Annotated in this window: 21 protein-coding genes; 14 read left to right on the plus strand and 7 right to left on the minus strand. The window is 34.6% G+C overall.

The features are described 5' to 3' along the window. The first annotated feature begins 11 nt into the window (after positions 1 to 11). On the plus strand, positions 12 to 413 hold the full coding sequence (locus tag ACEN2K_RS08755; protein ID WP_441758949.1) for an acyl-CoA thioesterase: 402 nt from the start codon (positions 12 to 14) through the stop codon (positions 411 to 413). A gap of 22 nt (positions 414 to 435) precedes the next feature. On the opposite strand, the gene ACEN2K_RS08760 is transcribed toward ACEN2K_RS08755, so the two are convergent. The 3 genes from ACEN2K_RS08760 to ribD are packed head-to-tail and all read right to left on the minus strand — an operon-like array spanning position 436 to position 2,716. After that, on the minus strand, positions 436 to 1,068 hold the full coding sequence (locus tag ACEN2K_RS08760; RefSeq protein WP_441758950.1) for an IMPACT family protein: 633 nt from the start codon (positions 1,066 to 1,068) through the stop codon (positions 436 to 438). 9 nt (positions 1,069 to 1,077) lie between these two features. Further along, on the minus strand, positions 1,078 to 1,680 hold the full coding sequence (locus ACEN2K_RS08765) for an HAD family hydrolase (RefSeq protein ID WP_441758951.1): 603 nt from the start codon (positions 1,678 to 1,680) through the stop codon (positions 1,078 to 1,080). Further along, positions 1,673 to 2,716: a bifunctional diaminohydroxyphosphoribosylaminopyrimidine deaminase/5-amino-6-(5-phosphoribosylamino)uracil reductase RibD gene (gene ribD / locus ACEN2K_RS08770; protein ID WP_441758952.1), complete on the minus strand. Its 1,044-nt coding sequence runs from the start codon at positions 2,714 to 2,716 to the stop codon at positions 1,673 to 1,675. The genes ACEN2K_RS08765 and ribD overlap by 8 nt, the downstream gene beginning before the upstream one ends. 117 nt (positions 2,717 to 2,833) lie before the next feature. On the opposite strand from ribD, the gene ACEN2K_RS08775 reads away from it, so the two are divergent. Both ACEN2K_RS08775 and prmC read left to right on the plus strand, forming a co-directional pair. Beyond that, positions 2,834 to 3,319: a GNAT family N-acetyltransferase gene (locus ACEN2K_RS08775; protein ID WP_441758953.1), complete on the plus strand. Its 486-nt coding sequence runs from the start codon at positions 2,834 to 2,836 to the stop codon at positions 3,317 to 3,319. Positions 3,320 to 3,356: 37 nt separating this feature from the next. After that, positions 3,357 to 4,211, plus strand: a complete 855-nt coding sequence (gene prmC / locus ACEN2K_RS08780) for a peptide chain release factor N(5)-glutamine methyltransferase (protein WP_441758954.1) — start codon at positions 3,357 to 3,359, stop codon at positions 4,209 to 4,211. Between the two features lie 12 nt (positions 4,212 to 4,223). Here the strand turns inward: prmC and ACEN2K_RS08785 are convergent, their stop codons facing one another. Then, complete coding sequence (locus ACEN2K_RS08785; RefSeq protein WP_441758955.1) at positions 4,224 to 5,468, minus strand: ABC transporter permease; 1,245 nt, start codon at positions 5,466 to 5,468, stop codon at positions 4,224 to 4,226. 149 nt (positions 5,469 to 5,617) lie between these two features. On the opposite strand from ACEN2K_RS08785, the gene hisS reads away from it, so the two are divergent. From hisS to ACEN2K_RS08830, 9 genes are all read left to right on the plus strand, one after another. After that, positions 5,618 to 6,988, plus strand: coding sequence for a histidine--tRNA ligase (gene hisS, locus ACEN2K_RS08790; protein WP_441758956.1), 1,371 nt, complete (start codon positions 5,618 to 5,620; stop codon positions 6,986 to 6,988). 324 nt (positions 6,989 to 7,312) lie between these two features. Beyond that, positions 7,313 to 7,897, plus strand: a complete 585-nt coding sequence (locus ACEN2K_RS08795; protein WP_441758957.1) for a nucleotide exchange factor GrpE — start codon at positions 7,313 to 7,315, stop codon at positions 7,895 to 7,897. Positions 7,898 to 7,984: 87 nt separating this feature from the next. Further along, positions 7,985 to 9,106 (plus strand): molecular chaperone DnaJ, encoded by a 1,122-nt coding sequence (gene dnaJ, locus ACEN2K_RS08800; protein ID WP_441758958.1) that lies wholly within the window; start codon positions 7,985 to 7,987, stop codon positions 9,104 to 9,106. Positions 9,107 to 9,287: 181 nt separating this feature from the next. Then, a complete protein-coding gene (locus ACEN2K_RS08805) occupies positions 9,288 to 10,208 on the plus strand; it encodes an ABC transporter ATP-binding protein (RefSeq protein WP_441758959.1) in 921 nt (306 codons plus the stop codon). 35 nt (positions 10,209 to 10,243) lie between these two features. Beyond that, complete coding sequence (locus ACEN2K_RS08810; RefSeq protein ID WP_441758960.1) at positions 10,244 to 11,566, plus strand: ABC transporter permease; 1,323 nt, start codon at positions 10,244 to 10,246, stop codon at positions 11,564 to 11,566. Positions 11,567 to 11,807: 241 nt separating this feature from the next. Further along, on the plus strand, positions 11,808 to 12,971 hold the full coding sequence (locus ACEN2K_RS08815; protein ID WP_441758961.1) for a sigma-54-dependent transcriptional regulator: 1,164 nt from the start codon (positions 11,808 to 11,810) through the stop codon (positions 12,969 to 12,971). Positions 12,972 to 13,069: 98 nt separating this feature from the next. Then, positions 13,070 to 13,741, plus strand: a complete 672-nt coding sequence (locus tag ACEN2K_RS08820) for a DEAD/DEAH box helicase (protein ID WP_441758962.1) — start codon at positions 13,070 to 13,072, stop codon at positions 13,739 to 13,741. 60 nt (positions 13,742 to 13,801) lie between these two features. Next, positions 13,802 to 14,020 carry a DUF2007 domain-containing protein gene (locus ACEN2K_RS08825; RefSeq protein ID WP_441758963.1) on the plus strand — a complete coding sequence of 73 codons (219 nt, stop codon included), beginning with the start codon at positions 13,802 to 13,804 and terminating at the stop codon, positions 14,018 to 14,020. A gap of 84 nt (positions 14,021 to 14,104) precedes the next feature. Then, the gene (locus ACEN2K_RS08830; RefSeq protein WP_441758964.1) at positions 14,105 to 14,902 is read left to right on the plus strand and encodes a Cof-type HAD-IIB family hydrolase; all 798 of its coding nucleotides are present in this window, start codon (positions 14,105 to 14,107) and stop codon (positions 14,900 to 14,902) included. A gap of 118 nt (positions 14,903 to 15,020) precedes the next feature. Here the strand turns inward: ACEN2K_RS08830 and ACEN2K_RS08835 are convergent, their stop codons facing one another. Further along, the gene (locus ACEN2K_RS08835) at positions 15,021 to 16,625 is read right to left on the minus strand and encodes an ABC transporter substrate-binding protein (protein WP_441758965.1); all 1,605 of its coding nucleotides are present in this window, start codon (positions 16,623 to 16,625) and stop codon (positions 15,021 to 15,023) included. Positions 16,626 to 16,712: 87 nt separating this feature from the next. Here ACEN2K_RS08835 and mtaB point away from each other — a divergent pair, with 87 nt between their 5' ends. Then, positions 16,713 to 18,041 (plus strand): tRNA (N(6)-L-threonylcarbamoyladenosine(37)-C(2))-methylthiotransferase MtaB, encoded by a 1,329-nt coding sequence (gene mtaB, locus ACEN2K_RS08840; RefSeq protein ID WP_441758966.1) that lies wholly within the window; start codon positions 16,713 to 16,715, stop codon positions 18,039 to 18,041. Positions 18,042 to 18,173: 132 nt separating this feature from the next. Here mtaB and ACEN2K_RS08845 read toward each other — a convergent pair whose 3' ends face one another. Next, positions 18,174 to 18,890, minus strand: a complete 717-nt coding sequence (locus tag ACEN2K_RS08845; protein WP_441758967.1) for a 3-ketoacyl-ACP reductase — start codon at positions 18,888 to 18,890, stop codon at positions 18,174 to 18,176. Positions 18,891 to 19,173: 283 nt separating this feature from the next. Between ACEN2K_RS08845 and ACEN2K_RS08850 the strand changes: the two genes are divergently transcribed. After that, positions 19,174 to 20,052: a L,D-transpeptidase gene (locus ACEN2K_RS08850; protein ID WP_441758968.1), complete on the plus strand. Its 879-nt coding sequence runs from the start codon at positions 19,174 to 19,176 to the stop codon at positions 20,050 to 20,052. A 70-nt stretch (positions 20,053 to 20,122) separates the two neighbouring features. On the opposite strand, the gene ACEN2K_RS08855 is transcribed toward ACEN2K_RS08850, so the two are convergent. Beyond that, positions 20,123 to 20,959, minus strand: a complete 837-nt coding sequence (locus tag ACEN2K_RS08855; RefSeq protein WP_441758969.1) for a DUF6929 family protein — start codon at positions 20,957 to 20,959, stop codon at positions 20,123 to 20,125. Between the last annotated feature and the right edge of the window lie 196 nt (positions 20,960 to 21,155).

Consider the following 21,155-nt stretch of genomic DNA (forward strand, 5'->3'; position numbering starts at 1 on the left):
CAAAAACAATTATGAGAGAACATGAATTTAAAGTTCGAGTTAGGTACTCGGAAACAGACCAAATGGGAGTAGTTTATCATGGTAATTATGCTCAGTATTTTGAGATGGGACGTGTGGAATGGCTTAGAAACCTTGGGGTTTCGTATAAATGGATGGAAGAGAACGGAATTATGCTTCCTGTGGTCTCGTTAAACATTAATTATAAAAAACCGGCCCGATATGATGATTTGTTAACTGTTAAAACTATATTTAAAAGTCAGACTACTGTCAAGATAGAATTTGACTACGAGATTTATAATGAGCAAAATGAGTTATTAACAATTGCAAGCTCAACTTTGGTTTTTGTAGACATGAAAACAGCTCGTCCTACCGCTCCTCCTGAGTATGTAAATGAGAAGCTATTGCGAATTTAAAATTTGGAATAATTAATACTAGTTATTCTTTAATTTTGATATCAATTTCATATAAAGAATTAAAAATGTCGAATATTAATTCGGCATTTTTTTTTCGAGTTTTTAATTCAGTTATTCCTATAGGTAGTCCCGTTTCTTCTTTTATCTCCATTTCTTGCGTTACAATTTCAAGATTTTTTTCTTTAATCACACGCATCACTTTATTCATATTGATGTAATCAAAAGAAATTAAATAATGAACATCAATTGTTTTTTCAATAACTTCACAAGATTCTAATACCATTTGTGCAGTTGCTTTATAAGCAGAAATTAATCCACCAACTCCTAATTTTGTTCCTCCAAAAATTCTCGCTACAATAACCACAACGTTAGTTACATCAAAGGACTGAATTTGTCCATAGATGGGCATACCGGCACTGTTGCTAGGTTCACCATCATCATTAGCTCTATAACTGAGATTTTCTGTTCCTATTTGATAGGCATAACAAAAGTGGCCTGCGTGAGGGTGTTTCTTTTTTAAAGTATCCAGAATGGGTTTTAGCTCCTCTTCTGATGCAATAGGGTAGGCGTAACCAAAAAATTTACTGTTTTTTTCTTTGTATAAGAGTTCATCAGCAACGGTGGCAATTGTATTGTACGTGTCTTTAATTTCCAAAAGTGTGTTTTAGATGATTTGTTTATCGAATAAGTCTATAACGTCTTCTTCTCCTACTTTTAAATTCCAAACATGCATACCTAAAGAATGGGCTGTATCTGTATTTTCTTTTTTATCATCTACAAATAGTGTTCTCTTTGCTTGCAGGTCTTGATCACTTAAAACAAAATTAAAGATGGAAGGATCTGGTTTTCTCATACCCATTTCAAAGGAGAAGTATACTTTTTCAAAACAGTGGTAAAAATCGCGATAAAAGGAAGCGCCATTTTTTTGTTCAAAAGTATCGATATGTATTGCATCAGTATTGCTCAATAAAAATAAGCGGTATTTTGTAGATAACATTTGTAGAAATTCCAGTCGGTATAATGGAAAGTCAAGTAAAATAGCATTCCATGCTGAAGCGATTTCTTCTATACTAGCTTGGGGTACGAAATTTTGAATGCCAGATAAAAAAGCTTCCCGATTAATTTCTCCCTTTTCAAATTGAAAATTGAGTTGGTTTAAATCTTCGTTCCAAGTTTGTAAACCCAATTTACTTAAACCATCAGCTGTTGCTTTTTTATCTAAATTGATAAAAACATCACCAAAATCAAAAATAATACTATCAATCATGGTTTCTTATTATTGTTAGTTCATCTTCTGCTATAAATTGCTTTTCAAAATCAGTGCAACTTACTTTAGGTGCCAGAGTACCTCCATTAAAGCATTTTGCGCCTTTAAAAATTCGTGCTTCATCCCACAGATTTGCATCTATGAAGGTTTGTAAAGTCTGTCTTCCTCCTTCAATTATAACTGATTGAATTTGATGTTTGTACAACAATGAGGAAATTCCCGCAGCTATATCTTGTTCAAAATCAATGCTATCAAAGATACAGTTTTCTTTTTCAACGCTTGACGTTGTTTTAGAAATTACAATTGTTTTAACGTCTCCATTATAAATATGATGGTCCGTTGAAATGCGATTGTTTTGATCCAATACAATTCTCGTTGGGTTATTTCCTGTCCAATCGCGTACATCTAAGTTTGGATTGTCGTCGAGAACAGTTTGCGTTCCTACAAGGATTGCTTGCTCTTCGCTTCTCCATTTATGTACTAATTGTCTGGAATAAGGATTAGTAATCCATACTGGTTTTAACTCCGTTTTCTCCTTTGGAGCAATAAAACCATCAGCGCTTTCGGCCCATTTTAAAATAATATAAGGTCTTTTCTTTTGATGAAAAGTAAAAAAACGTTTGTTAAGTTCTACGCACTCCTTATCTAAAATTCCCACTGTCACTTTAGCTCCCGCTTCAATTAACCTCTTAATGCCATTACCTGCTACCTTGATATTAGGATCTACAGTTCCTACTACAACATAGGGGATTTCATTTTTAATAATCAAATCGCAGCAAGGAGGTGTTTTTCCAAAATAACTACATGGTTCTAGACTGACATAGATTGTTGCTTTTTTAAGCAATGATTTGTCTTTTACAGATCGTATGGCATTAACTTCGGCATGACCTTCTCCTGATTTCAAATGCCAACCTTCCCCTATAATTTGGTCTTTATATACGATGACACTTCCTACTAAAGGATTTGGATAGGTAGTTCCTAAACCATTTTTGGCTAATTCAATGCAACGCTGGATGTATTTTTCATGTATTTTCACAGTACAAAAGTAATTATTTTTAAGTTTTAGCCGAAGCTTTAGGATAATTTTGAAACTACAGCAATTAACAACAAAGTATTTCTATTTTTGTGCTTAGGTAATTAATTAAAATAAATAATGGAGAATACCATCATAAGAAAAATTGAAAAAAGAGACAACCCAGCGGTTGCACAATTGATACGTTCCGTTTTTGACGAACTAAATATTCCAAAAGTGGGTACGGCTTATGAAGATCCATACCTTGATTTAATGTTTGAAGAATACAGTAAACCTAAATCTATTTACTATGTAGTTGAAATAGAAGGGCGAGTTGTAGGAGTAGCGGGTGTAGCACCATTAGAAAACGAGGCCGAAACGATTTGTGAATTGCAAAAAATGTATTTCTTGCCAGAAACCCGTGGAAAGGGAATAGGGAGCTTGATCATGGCGAAGTGCTTGCAAAGTGCTAAAGATTTTGGTTTTGAAAAATGCTATTTAGAGACGATGCCCTTTATGCTGGATGCTCAAAAACTCTATAAGAAAGTAGGATTTGAATATATTGATGCCCCTATGGGAAGTACCGGACATACTTCATGCCCTGTCTGGATGTTGAAAAAACTATAAATCAAGAATTTTTCATTGATAATACGATACAAGTAGTATGAATATTAAAGAATATAGAAATCAGTTTATTGCCACTCTTGCGCCCATTCATGGAGAAGGAGAGGCGGAGAGTTTCTTTTATTTAATCTTAGAAGATAAGCATCAATTAAAAAGAATTGATTTGGCTTTACAGTCAGAATTGGAGTTTTCCAGTGAAGCTATTTTGATTTGGAATGCATTTTTAGAGCAGCTGAAATTAGAAATTCCTGTTCAATACTTGTTAGGAAAAACTAGTTTTTATGGATTAGATTTTGAGGTTAATGAAAATGTATTAATTCCCAGACCAGAAACTGAGGAGTTAGTTTCGTGGGTTTTAGAAAGTCAAAAAGGGACTGAAAATAGTCAAGACAGTAAAATACTGGATATTGGAACGGGAAGTGGTTGCATTGCTATTTCTTTAGCCAAGAACAGAAAAAATGCTCAAGTATATGCTCTTGATGTTTCAGAGAAATCTTTGGCTACAGCCAAAAAAAATGCGCTTAACAATACTGTAGAAGTGCAATTTTTACTGCAAAATATTCTAGAAACGGAAAATCTGAATCAGTCGTTTGATATTATTGTTTCAAATCCGCCTTATGTTCGAAATCTTGAAAAAGCAGAAATTAAAAAGAATGTTTTAGATAATGAACCGCATTTAGCACTTTTTGTAGAGGATAACGATGCGTTACTATTTTATAGAAAAATTGCCCAGTTAGCTCAGAAGAATCTAAACCAAAATGGGCAATTGTATTTTGAAATCAATCAATATCTAGGAAAAGAAACTGTAGCACTTTTGCAGCAGCTTAATTTCAAAAATATTGAATTGAGAAAAGATATTTATGGTAATGACCGCATGATTAAATGCCATATTTAAAAAGCATGACTTTTATTCGTATCGTAAAGCTTCAATAGGATCTAATTTAGATGCCTTAATGGCAGGGTATAAACCAGAAATTATTGCGACCATAAAACTGGTTAGAAACGCTGCAAGGATAGCTGTCCATGGAATTACAAAAACAAAGTCCATTGCCGAGGCAATTCCAAATCCTATTAAGATTCCTATTATAATCCCAATTATTCCACCCATCTGACCGATTAATAATGTTTCAATAAAAAATTGGTAGGCAACGGTTGTTCGCTTAGCTCCTAATGCTTTTCGAACACCAATCTCTCGTGTGCGTTCTGTAACCGAAACTATCATGATGTTCATTAACGCAATTGAAGAGCCTAGAATGGTGATAATACCAATAATCCAAGAGGCAAATCCTAGGTATTGGGTAATGCTTAAAATTCTATTGATCAAATCATCACTGCGCACAATCCCGAAATTATTGTCTTTGATAGGCGTAAGCTTACGCACTCTACGCATGGTGCTGTTTGCGTCATCAATCGCTTGCTCTAAAAGTTCTTTTTTAGAAACCATTACACTCATGGTGTAGTTGATATTAGGCGCTGTAAATAGTGAGCGGGCAACTTGTATGGGAATCAAAACTCTTAAATCTTGGCTGTTGCCAAAGGTGGACCCTTTTTCTTTTAGTACACCAATCACTTTAAAACGTGCGCCGCGAATGGAGATTATTTTATCAATAGGGTTTACATCTTTTAGCAATCCTTTTTGGAAGTCAGAACCTACGATGCAAGAGTAAGTATTGTTGTCAATGTCAAAACTGGTAAAATTTCTACCTAAATCCGTTTCTAGTCCAGAATTAGTTAAAAAATATTCATCGACACCTAAAACTGAAATTTCAGGATCTGTCTTAGTAGCCTCAAATTTTACTTCGGCAGAACTGGTTGCTGTAAAGGAAAGAGAAGTTTCTGTAAATGGGTATTTGTATTTATTTTTGAAAGCTACAGCCTCGGGATAGGAAATAATAGGATTGATTATTTCACGTTCATTACTTCCCTGTCTTCTGGTGACATTTTCATATTGTTTAATATTAAATGTATTGGCTCCCATGGAAGCAAAGTCTGAGGATATAGTGTTCTCTAATGCCGATACGACAGTTAGAATTCCTACTAAAGCGGTTATACCAATAGCGATAATCATTACCGTTAAAATGGTTCTTAGCAATTGTGTTCTAATAGAGCCAATTGCAATCCGTACATTTTCTTTGAATAAATTTAGCATCATAGTAGTTTGACACGAAAATACAATTTTTGTTACAAGTTTGTTTTAGAAGAAGTATTATTTATTTTAAAAATGAGATATTTGCAGTGAAATTTAGAAATTGATTTTCGATTCATTTTCAATTTCAAATAGTAAATTCTAAATATAAAATAATGGCATCTAAACCGAGTATACCTAAAGGGACTAGAGATTTTTCACCTGCCGAAGTGGCAAAGCGACAATATATTATTCAAATTATTAGAAATAATTTTGAAAAATTCGGTTTTCAACCAATTGAAACTCCATCATTTGAAAATTCCGATACCTTGATGGGAAAGTATGGAGAAGAAGGCGATCGATTGATTTTTAAAATTTTGAATTCAGGGGACTATTTGGCTAAAGCCAATGCAACACATTTAGAAAATAAAGACAGTACTAAATTAACTGCAAGCATTTCTGAGAAAGCCTTGCGCTATGATTTAACAGTGCCTTTTGCAAGGTATGTGGTACAACATCAAAACGAAATTGAATTTCCATTTAAAAGGTATCAAATTCAGCCAGTTTGGCGTGCAGATAGACCGCAAAAAGGTCGTTTTAGAGAATTTTATCAGTGCGATGCTGATGTAGTAGGTTCGAAGTCATTATGGCAAGAAGTAGAGTTAGTGCAGTTATATGATACTGTTTTTAGTTCATTAGGTTTGAATGGAGTAACAGTTAAAATTAATAATCGTAAAATATTGTCAGGTATCGCTGAGGTAATAGGCGCTTCTGACAAATTGATCGATTTCACAGTAGCTTTAGATAAATTAGACAAAATAGGGGAAGACGGTGTTAAGAAAGAAATGACTGAAAAAGGAATTTCAGAAGAAGCACTTGTTAAAGTACAACCTTTGTTTAATTTCACAGGAAGCATTTCTGAAAAAATTGAAAAATTATCGCAGCTGTTATCGTCTTCAGAAGAGGGGATGAAAGGAGTAGATGAACTACGATTCATTTGTGATCACGTTTTAAAGTTAGGATTGAAAACAGCTATACTTGATTTAGATGTTACTTTGGCTCGTGGACTGAACTATTATACAGGAGCAATATTTGAAGTAGCTCCACCTAAAAAGGTTGCCATGGGGTCTATAGGAGGTGGAGGTCGTTATGATGATTTGACAGGTATATTTGGATTAAAAAATATGAGTGGCGTAGGAATTTCTTTTGGTTTGGATAGAATTTACTTGGTTTTAGAAGAACTGAACTTGTTTCCTGAAACAGTAACTGCCACTACAAAAGCGTTATTTATTAATTATGGTGATAATGAGGCTTTCTATGCCATGCAAGCGATACATAAATTAAGAGAAGCGAATATCAAAGTCGAACTGTATCCTGATAATGTTAAAGTAGGAAAACAGTTTCAGCATGCAGATAAACGCGGTATTCCTTTTGCTGTAATTATAGGAGAACAGGAAATGGCTGCTGAGCAGTACTCATTAAAGAATTTAAGTTCTGGAGAACAAGTGCTACTGGATTTTGATGGTTTAATGCAGGCCTTGTCATAGGTAGAATAGTAAATAAAAAAAAGCTTTGTTTTAATAAACAAAGCTTTTTTTAATATAAGGTATTCACGAATTAATAATTATACAGCAACCAACCTTAAATTGTTTTTTTTAGATTAAAAATCTAAACTTAGATTAGAACCGATAACAAACTTAAATAATATAAAGCATAATTCTCTTAAAATTCTCTTAAAATTTTATTTTCGCGAATAAAATAGCAGTATAAATGGGAATTATGGAAAATAATGGATTGCCAAAAAAAACAGTGACAATTTGACATTTTTGAAGTTTTGGCAGTACTTTTGCCATCCAAAGAAAAGTGCCGAAATGAAGTTTAAGAATATATTTAAAAATACAAGTAATATGACTGCTGAAAATACAGAGATCGATCAAAATAAAGAGGATGTAACAATGGAAAACAACGCTAATCTTAATGATGAGCAAGTTGTTGCTGAGGAGTTAACTGTTGAAGAGCAATTAGCAAAAGATTTAGCCCAAGAGAAAGATAAATTTTTACGATTGTTTGCTGAATTTGAAAATTACAAGAGACGTACTACTAAAGAACGTATTGAATTGTTTAAAACGGCAAATCAAGAAGTTTTGTTAGCGATGTTACCTGTACTTGATGATTTTGATAGAGCTATCATTGAAATTGCTAAATCGGAAGATGAAGTAATGATGAAAGGTGTAGAGCTTATTCATGAAAAACTTAAAAGTACTTTAGTAACTAAAGGATTAGAAGTAGTAGATGTGAAAGCTGGAGATGCATTTGATGCTGATTTTGCTGAAGCGATTACACAAATTCCTGCACCATCTGATAAAATGAAAGGGAAAATTGTAGATGTACTTGAAAAAGGATACAAATTAGGGGATAAGATTATTCGTTTTCCTAAAGTAGTAATAGGACAATAGACGGTAAGGACCTTTATCAGTGTCTTTAAATATATGTCTAAATGAATCCAGCCTTCATGGTTATTGATTCAACAAAAGAAAATTAAAATGAAACAAGATTTTTACGAGATATTAGGTATTTCTAAAAGTGCAGATGCTGCAGCTATTAAGAAAGCCTACAGAAAGAAAGCATTAGAATTCCATCCTGACAAAAACCCTGGAGACAAAGCGGCAGAAGAAAAATTTAAAGTTGCTGCTGAAGCTTATGAAGTTTTAAGTGATCCAAATAAAAAAGCTAAATACGATCAATATGGACATCAAGCATTTGATGGTTCAGGTGGTTTTGGTGGCGGTGGTCATGGCGGAATGAATATGGACGATATCTTTAGCCAATTTGGTGACATTTTCGGTAGCGCATTTGGTGGCGGTGGCGGATTTGGAGGCGGTGGCGGAGGTCAACGTAGAACTAAAGGAAGCAATCTTCGTATCAAAGTAAAATTAACACTAGAAGAAATAGCTAATGGTGTTGAGAAAAAAGTAAAAGTTAAACGCAAAGTGCAAGCGCCTGGAGTTTCTTATAAAACTTGTGGTACTTGTAATGGTCAGGGGCAGGTAATGCGTGTGACTAATACAATCTTAGGTAGAATGCAATCAGCTTCTACTTGTCCTACTTGTGGTGGTTCTGGTCAAATTTTAGACAAAAAACCATCAGAGGCAGATGCGCAAGGAATGATTCTAGAAGATGAAACAGTGTCTATCAAGATTCCTGCTGGAGTGGTCGATGGGATGCAGTTAAAAGTTTCTAATAAAGGAAATGATGCACCTGGTAATAGTGTTCCTGGAGATTTGATTGTTGCTATTGAAGAGTTAGAGCATGATTTCTTGAAACGTGAAGGAGAGAATTTGCATTATGATTTATACATCAGTTTTGCTGAGGCTGTTCTAGGAGTTTCTAAAGATATTGAAGCTATTAATGGAAAAGTAAGAATTAAATTAGAAGACGGTATCCAATCTGGAAAAATACTTCGATTAAAAGGAAAAGGTATTCCTAGTATTAATGGTTACGGTAGTGGAGATTTATTAGTTCATGTTAATGTTTGGACTCCTAAAACTTTAAATAAAGAGCAAAGACAATTTTTTGAAAAGAATTTAGAAGATGATAATTTTGTTCCTAATCCAGAGAAATCAGATAAGTCGTTTTTTGAAAAAGTAAAAGATATGTTTTCTTAATACTGAATTTCTATAGAGAAATTTTTTTATAATTTCTTTAAAAAATATATTTCCCATCCTTGTGAAAATAGGGGTGGGTTTTTTTATGTCAGATTCCTAAAGATTTCGATACTAATTATTTACTTTTACACACACGAGTGACGCATTGCAGTTCACGGATGAAATAAACTTAAAATTCAGCATGAATACCTTACTTGAAGTTAATAAAGTGGTTAAGCAATACGGTGATTATGTAGCGCTTAACGAAGTTTCCTTAACGGTTCCAAAAGGAAGTATTTACGGTCTCTTAGGTCCTAACGGAGCCGGAAAAACATCGCTAATCCGTATCATTAATCAAATCACCTTGCCCGATAGTGGTGAAATAATTTTGGACGGTGAAAAACTACAACCCAAACATGTACAATATATTGGTTACCTTCCGGAAGAGCGTGGTTTATATACCAGCATGAAGGTAGGGGAGCAATGTTTGTATTTGGCTCAAATGAAAGGCTTGACGAAAGGGGAAGCAACTAAACAATTAGAATATTGGTTTGATCGATTAGGTATTCAAGGCTGGTGGAATAAAAAAATTCAGGAGCTCTCTAAGGGAATGGCTCAAAAAATTCAGTTTGTTGTTTGTGTTCTACACAAACCAAAATTGTTGATTTTTGACGAACCATTCTCAGGATTTGATCCAGTGAATGCAAATGTTATCAAAGAAGAAATCTTAGCTTTAAGAGAAGAAGGGGCGACCATTATATTTTCTACACACCGTATGGAAAGTGTAGAGGAACTATGCGATCATATTGCTTTAATCCATAAATCAAATAAGCTGATTGAAGGAAAACTGGAAACCGTAAAAAGGGATTATAAAACAAACAGTTTTGAAGTAGGTATCTTATCTAGCAATGTAGAGCAACTAATGTATGCGCTTACTCAAAAATTCACGGTTGGGCCAGCACATTTTAAATCTTTGAATAACGAATTGAAACTTGAAATCCAGTTAGGGAATGCCCTGCCAAACGAGTTATTACATATTTTAACACAGCAGGGACAAGTTACCCACTTTGTAGAAAAAATCCCTACCGTAAACGACATCTTTATTCAAGCGGTAAGCCAATAATCTTTAGAACATAAAAATTAAATCATACCTTTAAAATGAGCATCATATCATTAATCATAAAAAGAGAGTTTATTGCCAAAGTGCGTAATAAATCTTTTATTGTAATGACCTTTTTAAGTCCGTTATTGTTTGTGGCTATTGCTGCATTCATTGGATATTTAGGATCTATGAAAGCCGATACCAAACGAATTGCGATTCACGATGAATCGGGATTGTTTGCTAAAGAGTTTACCAATCAAAACAAAGAAAATAGTAGTTTCAAGTATTTGGATCTTTCGAACATAGACACACAATTCCTTAAAGACAGCATCACTAATGAGAATTATGAAGGCTTATTAGTAATTCCTAATACGACAAATGTAACCGACTTAGAATCAAAAATTCAGTTTGTATCGAATAGCAGCCCAAGTATGTCCTTTATTGAAAATGTGCAGGATATAATAGCTAATAAGATTACAAAGATTAATTTACAGAAAGCTAATTTAGATACTCTTGCTATTCAAAATGCGCAGTCAAAAGTAAATATAAGCCTAGCCAAAGCCTCTGGTGAACAAAGTGTAAAAGGGCTTAACGAAATTAAAATTGCCATTGGTGGTGGTTTTGGATACCTGATTATGATGTTTATAATCATTTATGGTAACATGGTGATGCGTAGCGTTATTGAAGAAAAAACAAACCGAATTATCGAAATTATTATTTCATCAGTAAAGCCATTTCAATTAATGATTGGGAAAATTATTGGTACTTCGTTAGCCGGAATTTTGCAGTTTTTTATCTGGGCCATAATCGGATTGTCATTGATGTTTGCTGCTTCAATGTTTTTTGGTGTCAACGTGGGACCTACTGCTAAAGTGCCACCTGAGTTAATGAACGAAGCCCAACAACAATTTACCAGCACTGCTCAAATGTATATCACTGAATTATGGAACCTGCCTATTGCGGCCATACTGATTAGTTTTGTTGTTTATTTCATAGGAGGGTATTTCTTATACAGTTCTTTTTATGCTGCTATTGGTGCTGCTGTAGACAATCAAACAGATTCTCAGCAATTCTTGTTACCTATCATAATGCCGCTTATGTTGAGTGTGTATGTAGGGTTTTTTAGTGTAATCAATGATCCTCATGGAACAGTAGCCGTAGTTTTCTCGATGATTCCGCTTACTTCTCCCATCGTAATGCTAATGCGTATTCCGTTTGGTGTACCTTTGTGGCAAATTGCTATATCCGTTACATTACTATTTGCAACTTTCTTTGGAGTGGTGTGGTTTGCTGCAAAAATATACCGTGTGGGCATATTAATGTACGGTAAAAAACCAAGTTGGAAAGAATTGTACCGCTGGTTAAAATACACGGGATAAAAGTAAAACGACTGTCAAGTAGTGTTAAAACGCGAAAAGAAATTAAAAAGCCTTGGAGCGAATGGCTTGGTTTTTGTCAGTAGAGATAGTACCTGCTGTCACCTTTATCTCTTCGCCAGGCTGCGAGGATATCGGTTCCATCAGGGCTAAAAAGAAACAATAGGTTTATTTGTTAGTACCTTTGATGGAGAATAAATCAGCAGGAATAGCAGTAAATCAATAACCGAATAATTTTAAAAATATGCCAAAAATACTGATCATAGAAGACGAAGCAGCAATCCGAAGAGTGTTAGCAAAAATCCTATCAGAAGAAAATGATAGCTACGAAGTTGAAGATGCAGAAGATGGTATTGTTGGTTTTGAAAAAATAAAAAATAACGATTACGACCTAGTTCTTTGTGACATAAAAATGCCAAAAATGGATGGGGTTGAATTACTGGAAGCGGTAAAGAAAATAAAACCCGAAATTCCCATGGTGATGATTTCTGGTCATGGCGATATGGAAACGGCAATCAATACAATGCGAATGGGGGCATTTGATTACATCTCAAAACCACCAGACCTAAACCGATTGTTAAATACGGTTAGAAACGCACTAGATAAAAAACAACTTGTAGTTGAAAACAAGATTTTAAAGAAAAAAGTCAGTAAAAACTATGAAATGGTTGGGGATAGTGAGGCTATCAATCTTATCAAAGTAATGATTGATAAAGTCGCACAAACGGAAGCCAGAGTTTTAATAACGGGACCTAATGGTACCGGAAAAGAACTAGTAGCACATCAATTGCATGAAAAGAGTGAGCGAGCAAGCTTTCCTTTGATTGAGGTCAATTGCGCAGCGATTCCTAGCGAACTAATAGAAAGTGAATTGTTTGGTCATGTCAAAGGTGCTTTTACATCAGCGGTTAAAGATCGCGCGGGTAAATTTGAAGCAGCAGATAAAGGAACCATTTTCTTAGATGAAATTGGTGATATGAGTCTTTCGGCTCAAGCTAAAGTGTTGCGTGCTTTACAAGAAAATATAATTACAAGAGTAGGTGCTGATAAAGATATTAAAGTAGATGTGCGTGTCGTTGCAGCTACTAATAAAGACTTGAAAACTGAAATTGCCGAAGGCCGTTTTCGGGAGGATTTATACCACCGTCTGGCTGTGATTTTAATAAAAGTTCCCTCATTAAATGATAGACGCGAAGATATTCCTATGCTAATATCTCATTTTACGAATAAGATTGCTGGCGAGCAAGGAACAGCGGTTAAAAAGTTTTCTAAAGATGCCGTAACCTTGTTACAAGAGTACGATTGGACTGGAAATATTAGAGAATTGCGCAATGTAGTCGAGCGACTGATTATATTAGGGGGAAGTGAAATCTCTGAAAATGATGTGAAGTTGTTTGCATCAAAATAAAATAAATTTAATGATTTAAAAATGTAATGATTCAAAGATTGGTTTTTCATTTCTAATTTTTCAATTTTTCAATTTTTTAAATTTTCAATCAAATAATAATGAAATTAAAAAAATTAAACGAAGGTTTAAAGGAGTCTTTAATCAATAACGGTTTGACCGAAGCCAATGCTTTGCAGCAAGAAACTTTTTCGACAATAAAAAGTGGTGCTGACTGCTTAATTTTGGCACCAAGCGGAAGCGGTAAAACCACTACGATTGTAATTAATGTAATTCAGCAATTAGTAAAGGAGGGTGAGCAATCACCTCGTGCATTAATTGTGGTACAAGACAAAGATAAGGTGCTGGAGATGCAAGCTATCTTTGAAAAGCTAGGTAAACATACAGACTTAACCGTATATGGTGTACACGATAAAGGAGATATGGAATACGATAAGAATTTTATTTCAGGCGGAATAGATGTACTTATTGGTACGCCTAATAAGTTGAGTGATATGTTTACTACTGCGGGTTATAATGTTAACCGCTTAAAAATGTTTATTGTTGATGATGCTGACCCTATTTTGAAATTGCGTCATGAGACAAGAATCATGCGTATTTCTAATAGTATTGTTAAGACACAGCGAATAATTTTTGCTACAGAAATGACAGACCGTATTGAGTCTTTAGCAGATAAAATGCTAGAAGAGCCTTTTGAGTTTGATTGTGACGAGGAAGCAGATGAAGAAGATGAAGACGAGAATGAAGAACAAGAAGAGACTGAGAATAAGTAGTTTTATTAAAAGGATAAAATAGATTATCAGCGAAGCTATTAACGAATAAATAAAAATAGTATGGGATTAATGAAAGTGTTTTCAGGAAGCGAGATTTTGGCATTAGCCTTGAAAGAAAAAATAGAAGCTATCAATGTAGATGTATTGATGAAGGACAATATTCAGTCGGCAAGATTAGCTGGTTTTGGAACTTCGGGTTCTGCAGTAGAATTATTCGTTCAAGAAACTGAATTTTCTAAAGTGAATCCTATTATCGAAGAATTTCGATTAAGTATTTAATAAGTCAAGGAACGGTACAGTATAAAACCCTGAAAGCGCTTTTAACGTATCAGGGTTTTTTTCCGTTTAATAAAAAGAATAAAGATGAAATATAAAATGTTGGTATTGGACATGGACGATACCTTATTAACTGATGACCATACCATCTCTGATGAAAATAAGGAAATGTTAGCACTTGCGCAAGAGAAAGGCGTACATGTAATTCTTGCTTCGGGAAGACCTACGCCAGCAATGGTGCGTTATGCGAAAGAATTGAATTTAAATAATTCTTACATGATTTCTTATAATGGGGCTGTTATTACCGATTTGAAAGAAGATAAAATCATTTTTGAACAAACGCTAACACAGCAGCAAATACACGACTTATATGATTATAGTTTAAAAAGTAAAACCCATATCATTACTTATCTTGATGGAGAAGTGGTTAGTGAAACAAGTTCAGAGTATATTGATATAGAATTAAACATTACCGGATTAACGCACAATAAAGTCGCTAATTTTAAGGACACGGTTCAATCATCTGCGGTTAAGTGTATCTTGTTAGAAGATCCTAGTTATTTAAAAGAAGTTGAAAAGGATCTTAAAGCGGCAATGCCACACTTGAGTGTGAGTATGTCCAAGCCTTTTTTCCTAGAAGTGGCTCAAAATGGTATTGATAAAGCAGCAAGTATTAAAATATTAGCTGAAAAACTTGGAGTCCTTCAAAGTGAAATTATAGCGGTAGGTAATGCAGGTAATGATTTAACGATGATAGAGTATGCAGGATTAGGAGTTTGGGTTGATAACGTTACTGCTGATTTACGACATAAAGCGAATGTGATTGTGGCTTCTAATAATGATCATGGTGTCGCAGAAGTGGTAAGGAGATTCATATTGAACTAAAAAGGGATACAATAAAAGGAGCTGTTGGCTTGCAGCAGTAGACAGCTCTTTTTATTTCAAATCGTTTTGTTATTTTATCTGGCTACAGCCAAAGAGGTGCATTTAGAAATGGGTACTTCTATTTTTTAGAGACTCTTTTTAAAGTCAATAAATTGAGAGGGTTGATACCCAGTCCTGAAACGTTTTTACGAGTAAAACGAGCTACTTTGTCATAAAACAGCGGAATCACAGGAGCTTCATTGATAATGATTTGATCCATTTGTTGGTACAGTAGGTAGCGCTTCTCATTATCCGTTTCTTTAAAAGCCAGTTCATACAAGCGATCAAAATCTTCATTTTTAAAATGCGTGTAATTTGGACCTTCTGGAGAGAAGTTTTTGCTGTAGAAAAGGGACAAATAATTTTCGGCATCGGGATAATCTGCAATCCAGCTGGCTCTAAAAAAACCAACTTTACCTGTTGATATGGATTGGCGTAATGTTGAGGGCGGACTAATATCTACTTGGACATCTAATCCTATTTTTTGCCATTCGCGCTGTAAAAACTCACCTATATCTACATAAGAAGCATTAGTGCTCAATTGAATTACTGGTTTTTTATCTCCAGTCGCTTTCTTATAATCCAGTACTAACTGCCTCGCTTTTTCGATATCATAATTATAGCCTTTGGCATTGTTAAAACTAGGTAGCCCCATCGGGATCATTCCGTTTACAGCGGGAGTTCCCATATTGTTACGCAGGTATGTAATCATTTTTTGGCGATCAAATCCATAATTCATCGCTTGACGAATGCGTTTGTCTAATACCGCTTTGTTTGGTCCGTCCATCCTGAATCCTAAATATTCTGTGTTGAGGTACGGACCTGTAATTAGATTGACGTCATTTTTATATTTAGCTTGTAGGTCACCTATTTGTGTCAAGATTTCGTCTTTATAAGACGGGTCTAATCCAGAAGTAAAATCAAGTTTACCCTGAATAAATTGTAAAAAGCCACTTTGCTTATCCGGTAAAAATGTTATGGCTACCGCTTCTAGATAAGGAAGTTGATGGCCTTTGTCGTCTTTTTCAAAATACAGCGGATTTTTTCGCAAAACCAGTTTGACGTTTTCTTCCCATAATTTAAATTGAAAAGGACCCGTTCCTACAGGATGTGATCTAAAGTCACTACCGTAATGTTCCACCACTTCTTTGGGAACTACGGAAGCATATTTCATTGTCATTAAACCTAAAAAAGCAGGAAATGGTTTTATAAGTTTTATTTCGAATACACTGTCGTTTAGCGCTTTAAAATTGGCTACATTTTGTAGCACCCAACCTCCTGGCGAAGCAACCGCCTGGTCTTTTAGGCGATTTAAGCTATATTCGAAATCGGCTGCTTTAACTGTTCGTGTACTGTCTTTCCCAAAGAGTGCGTTTTTTTGAAAATAAATATCGTTGCGCAGCGTAAAAGTATAGGTCATAGCGTCTGGACTAATCGTCCAAGATTTAGCAATATCAGCTTTGATTCTTAAGCTATCATCCAATTGTACTAAACCGTTATAAAGATGGTTGCAAGCCCAGATATTAGATTGTACCTTAGAAAATGCAGGATCTAGTGAAGTGATATTAGAGCTTTCGTTGTATCTAAAAACCAGACTGTCATCCGTTTGCTCGCGGTCTTTTCCACAAGAAACAAATGTTAATGCAATACAAATTACTGATAGATAGCTGATTATTGATTTCATTATAAAGAATATTGTACGTAAATTTGCAAACTCTTTTTACAAAGATGTAAATATAATAAGTTACTACTTAAAACGTAGTTTATCCCTATGGAAAACAGAAAAAAAGTTGCCTTTTATACGCTTGGATGCAAACTGAATTTTTCAGAGACATCTACTATTGCTCGAAACTTTCAAGACGAAGGTTTTGATCGAGTTGATTTTGAAGAAGTTGCTGATATGTATGTTATTAATACCTGCTCAGTTACAGAAAATGCGGATAAGCAGTTCAAGCAAGTAGTAAAAAAAGCAATGAAATTAAATAACCAAGCATTTGTTGCTGCTGTAGGTTGTTATGCCCAGTTAAAGCCTGAAGAATTAGCAGCCGTTGATGGTGTGGATTTAGTGCTAGGCGCAACGGAGAAATTTAAAATTACTGATTACATCAATGATCTAAGCAAAAATGACATGGGTGAAGTGCACTCTTGTGAAATTGCCGATGCTGATTTTTATGTGGGTTCGTACTCAATTGGTGATAGGACAAGAGCTTTCTTGAAAGTACAAGATGGTTGTGATTACAAATGCACGTACTGCACCATTCCTTTAGCAAGAGGGATTTCTAGAAGTGACGAACTTGGAAATGTATTGAAAAATGCCTACGAAATTTCTAAGCAAGACATTAAGGAAATTGTACTTACTGGCGTCAATATTGGAGATTACGGTAAGGGCGAATTTGGAAATAAAAAACACGAGCATACTTTTCTTGAATTAGTGCAAGCATTAGATAAAGTAGAAGGTATTGAACGATTAAGAATTTCGTCAATCGAACCCAATTTATTGAAAAATGAAACAATCGAATTTGTTTCTAAAAGCAGAACGTTTGTTCCTCATTTTCATATTCCGTTACAATCGGGTAGTAATCATATATTAAAGTTAATGAAACGTCGTTACCAACGGGAAGTGTATACCGAGCGTGTTAACAAAATTAGAGAGGTTATGCCTCATGCTTGTATAGGCGTGGATGTCATTGTTGGTTTTCCTGGTGAGACTGATGAACATTTTCTTGAAACCTACCATTTCTTAAACGATATGGATATTTCTTACTTGCACGTTTTTACGTATTCAGAAAGAGATAATACGGAAGCTGCTAATATGAGCGGAGTTGTTCCTGCAAATGTGCGTGCGAAGCGAAGTAAAATGATGCGCAGTTTATCTGTAAAAAAACGTCGTGCTTTTTATGAAAGCCAGTTAGGTAGTAACAGAACCGTTTTGTTTGAAAGCGAAAATAAAGAAGGATATATTCATGGTTTTACAGAGAATTATGTAAAAGTGAAAACACCTTGGAATCCAGAATTAGTCAACACCCTGCACGAAATCAATTTGACAAAAATCGATGATGATGGCAGTGTTCGTATGGAGTTTATGGAAGCTTTAGTATAAGTTTTCCAACAAATACATTATAATTGAAAACCATTAAAAGATTAAGGAAATTAAGCCTAAAACTTAATAAACTTAATCTCTTAATGGTTTTTATATTTACAAGCCGTTTGACCTTAATACTTTTGACTAATCTTATGGATTCGTCGACCAGATTCCTGCATCTTTAATAAACACACGTCGGTTTAGTTTTAATTGCGCCACGATCAGTTCAGCAACATCTTCCGCCTGCATTACGTTTTCAGGATTTCCATCAGTTAATTTTAGGTCTTTTGCCATTTCTGTAGCAACGGTACTTGGAGTTAAAGCAGTCACACGTATGTTGTGCTTTCTAACTTCTTGCATTAAGGATTCAGTTAAACCTAAAACGGCAAATTTAGAAGCGCTATAAGCACTTGTCAATGCATTTCCTTTCAATCCTGCAGTAGAAGAGATATTGATAATGTCACCCGTTTGTCTTTCAATCATGTTAGGCAATACTGCTCGAGTGGTGTAGTAGGTTCCCATTAAGTTTACTTGAATAATTCGTTCCCATGCAGTAGGTTCTAATTCTAAGAATTTTCCAAAAGCGGCAATTCCGGCATTGTTAATCAAGATATCGATGGTTCCAAATTCTGCTAGTGCCTTGGCAACGGCTGCGTCAACCGATTGTATGTCAGAAACATCAGCAGTGATTGCTACTGCTTTTACGCGTAGTGATCTAACTTTTGTAGCTACTTTTTCAATATCATCAGCGGTTCTAGCAACAAGGATAACATTCACACCTTCTTTAGCTAGGGCCAATGCGATGGCTTTTCCAATTCCTTTTCCAGCGCCTGTAACTAACGCATTTTTATTCTTTAAGTCGTTCATTGTGTTTCTGATTTAGCATTGTGAATAGCAAAGTTAACGCATTCGTCTTTTTTAACAGAAATACAAAAGTGAAAAAAATGATAAATTAATCGGTAATCCCTTTCGAAAAGGATAATTTAAATTGTTTGTTATAAGTCTCTTGCCTGTTGTTTATGCAGGTTTTTGTTATTAATTGTTAATGACAGCAAGCTCCTAGGTTCAAATAAGACAACATTTAAATGAAATAATGTAATGCAAAGACTTCATAAAAACTACAATTTTACGGTATATAAAAACAGCCCTTATGAAAAAATCGATTCTGATAGTAAATATGATTTTATTTCTTTTTATTACTTCATGTAAAAACAAAGAAACGGATGCTTCAACTGATAATACCATTGAAGTTCCAGAAGAAAAAGCACCGGAAAGAAAGGAACCTAAAAATGTATCCTACCACATGGTCAATACAAAAGAATGGTTAAAAACAGTGAAAGCAGACAGTTTGCAACTACGTATAGCCTATGCCTTAAATAGAACAGATGCAGCTAACCTGAAAACAATGGATTCTATCGTTGTTGCAGATGATGTTAGTGGTGATTTAGAATTTTATATGCCTTTCCCATTAGAGGTATCGTCTTTAAAAGAGGTTAAAAAGATTATCTTCTTTTCATATCCAACGCAGACTTTTGCTACTTATGAAAAAGGACATTTAATTTACACAGGTCCTACTAATATGGGAAGAAAACAAGATCAAACACCTACTGGATTATTTTTTACGAACTGGAAAGCCGAGGAAACAACAAGTACTTTTAATGATGAGTGGGACTTAAAATGGAATTTTAATATTGAAAACAAACTGGGAGTAGGTTTTCACGAATATAGTTTGCCAGGATATCCAGCGTCACATTCTTGTTTACGTCTTCAAGAAAAAGATGCTAAATATTTATATGAATGGGCTGATCAATGGGAACTAGCCGATGAAGAAACTGTAAAGGTTAAAGGAACTCCAGTAATCGTTTTTGGAAGTTATGATTTTAATGCACCTAAACCTTGGTTGAAAGTGGTGAAAGATCCAAAGGCATTAATCATTTCAGAACAAGAAATGGATAAAATCGTACAGCCATATATGGACAGTATTTTAAAAGAACAAAAAAATAGAGCTGCATTTCAAAATAAAAAATAAAAACTTACAATCATAAACAAAAAAACTCCTTTCTTCAAAGGAGTTTTTTTATGCGTATTTAGCAACGTGATTATTTTAATTCTACTGACAGTTTATAGATAGCACTTTCCAGTGTATCTGTGTCGTTATCTTCACACAGTAAGAATGTTATTTTTTTATTTGACTGTTCAAAGATGGTCAAACCTTCAAATTTATTAGTCGTTGATATGGTTTTGGTAAACTCGATTTTCATGGTTTCGAGATCGATTCGACCTAGAATGCTGCCTAAAATAGCACCATCAGTATAGGTAGATTTTGTGTCTTCGGCTGTAGCCAAAAAATAGAGTTTGTTGCCTACTAAGACCGCATCAGTAAAAGTGGTCGAAACCCCTTTTATTTTTGGAAGTATGTAGTCATTAGATAATAAAGCGAACTCCTGGTCTAGCTTTTTTGCTTTGAGTGAAAATAGGATGTTTTTAGTATCGGCTCCGTTACCGCGATTAAAGAAGTACCAGAATTCACCATCATAAACAGCACCCTCCAGATTAAAGTTTTCGGCCGTTACACTTCCAAAGCTCTGCATTAAACCATAAATATCTGTCAGGTTATTAGTTCTTACTTTTGATTTTTGAAGCAGGCTAAATTCAACCATACTATTTCTATTAGCGGTAGAACCAGAACCAAAGATGTATAGCGTATCTTGAAAATGAGCAAACGACTCAAAGTCAGGTTTTGTTTTTTTAGCAATGTTATCTGTTGGATTTTGAATTAAAGGGTATTTATTTACATTCGCATTTACAGTGTTGTATTCGTATAGAAATCCGCTGTTGTCTCCAATGAGATATAGCAAGTTACTGTGATAAAATAAACCCGATGCGGATCCAATTCCGATGATGTGGAATAGTACTTCAAGTGTGAATTTTTTCATAGAGATGAAATTTAAAAGCAAAAGGTTTAGCCCAGATTGTAGGGAAAATAGATTGAAATGCAATTCTATTTTTTTCTAGAAGGGGCAGAGCGACTAAAAGAAGCTCCTGTACCGCACTAAGAAAAAAGCAATTGCTTGAAAATGTATTGCACCGTAAAGCTGGAAATTGCTGCTCAAAAATACTATATTTACTTTA

Origin of the sequence: Flavobacterium sp. W21_SRS_FM3, from assembly GCF_052113625.1 — a bacterium.
Taxonomy (GTDB): Bacteria; Bacteroidota; Bacteroidia; order Flavobacteriales; family Flavobacteriaceae; genus Flavobacterium.

Bases quoted from the DNA above. Each gene is read 5' to 3' on its own strand.
- ACEN2K_RS08755 (WP_441758949.1), top strand. From the start codon at position 12: ATGAGAGAACATGAATTTAAAGTTCGAGTTAGGTACTCGGAAACAGAC.
- ACEN2K_RS08765 (WP_441758951.1), bottom strand. From the start codon at position 1,680: ATGATTGATAGTATTATTTTTGATTTTGGTGATGTTTTTATCAATTTA.
- ACEN2K_RS08775 (WP_441758953.1), top strand. From the start codon at position 2,834: ATGGAGAATACCATCATAAGAAAAATTGAAAAAAGAGACAACCCAGCG.
- prmC (WP_441758954.1), top strand. From the start codon at position 3,357: ATGAATATTAAAGAATATAGAAATCAGTTTATTGCCACTCTTGCGCCC.
- ACEN2K_RS08785 (WP_441758955.1), bottom strand. From the start codon at position 5,468: ATGATGCTAAATTTATTCAAAGAAAATGTACGGATTGCAATTGGCTCT.
- hisS (WP_441758956.1), top strand. From the start codon at position 5,618: ATGGCATCTAAACCGAGTATACCTAAAGGGACTAGAGATTTTTCACCT.
- ACEN2K_RS08795 (WP_441758957.1), top strand. From the start codon at position 7,313: ATGAAGTTTAAGAATATATTTAAAAATACAAGTAATATGACTGCTGAA.
- dnaJ (WP_441758958.1), top strand. From the start codon at position 7,985: ATGAAACAAGATTTTTACGAGATATTAGGTATTTCTAAAAGTGCAGAT.
- ACEN2K_RS08805 (WP_441758959.1), top strand. From the start codon at position 9,288: ATGAATACCTTACTTGAAGTTAATAAAGTGGTTAAGCAATACGGTGAT.
- ACEN2K_RS08810 (WP_441758960.1), top strand. From the start codon at position 10,244: ATGAGCATCATATCATTAATCATAAAAAGAGAGTTTATTGCCAAAGTG.
- ACEN2K_RS08815 (WP_441758961.1), top strand. From the start codon at position 11,808: ATGCCAAAAATACTGATCATAGAAGACGAAGCAGCAATCCGAAGAGTG.
- ACEN2K_RS08820 (WP_441758962.1), top strand. From the start codon at position 13,070: ATGAAATTAAAAAAATTAAACGAAGGTTTAAAGGAGTCTTTAATCAAT.
- ACEN2K_RS08825 (WP_441758963.1), top strand. From the start codon at position 13,802: ATGGGATTAATGAAAGTGTTTTCAGGAAGCGAGATTTTGGCATTAGCC.
- ACEN2K_RS08830 (WP_441758964.1), top strand. From the start codon at position 14,105: ATGAAATATAAAATGTTGGTATTGGACATGGACGATACCTTATTAACT.
- ACEN2K_RS08835 (WP_441758965.1), bottom strand. From the start codon at position 16,625: ATGAAATCAATAATCAGCTATCTATCAGTAATTTGTATTGCATTAACA.
- mtaB (WP_441758966.1), top strand. From the start codon at position 16,713: ATGGAAAACAGAAAAAAAGTTGCCTTTTATACGCTTGGATGCAAACTG.
- ACEN2K_RS08845 (WP_441758967.1), bottom strand. From the start codon at position 18,890: ATGAACGACTTAAAGAATAAAAATGCGTTAGTTACAGGCGCTGGAAAA.
- ACEN2K_RS08850 (WP_441758968.1), top strand. From the start codon at position 19,174: ATGAAAAAATCGATTCTGATAGTAAATATGATTTTATTTCTTTTTATT.
- ACEN2K_RS08855 (WP_441758969.1), bottom strand. From the start codon at position 20,959: ATGAAAAAATTCACACTTGAAGTACTATTCCACATCATCGGAATTGGA.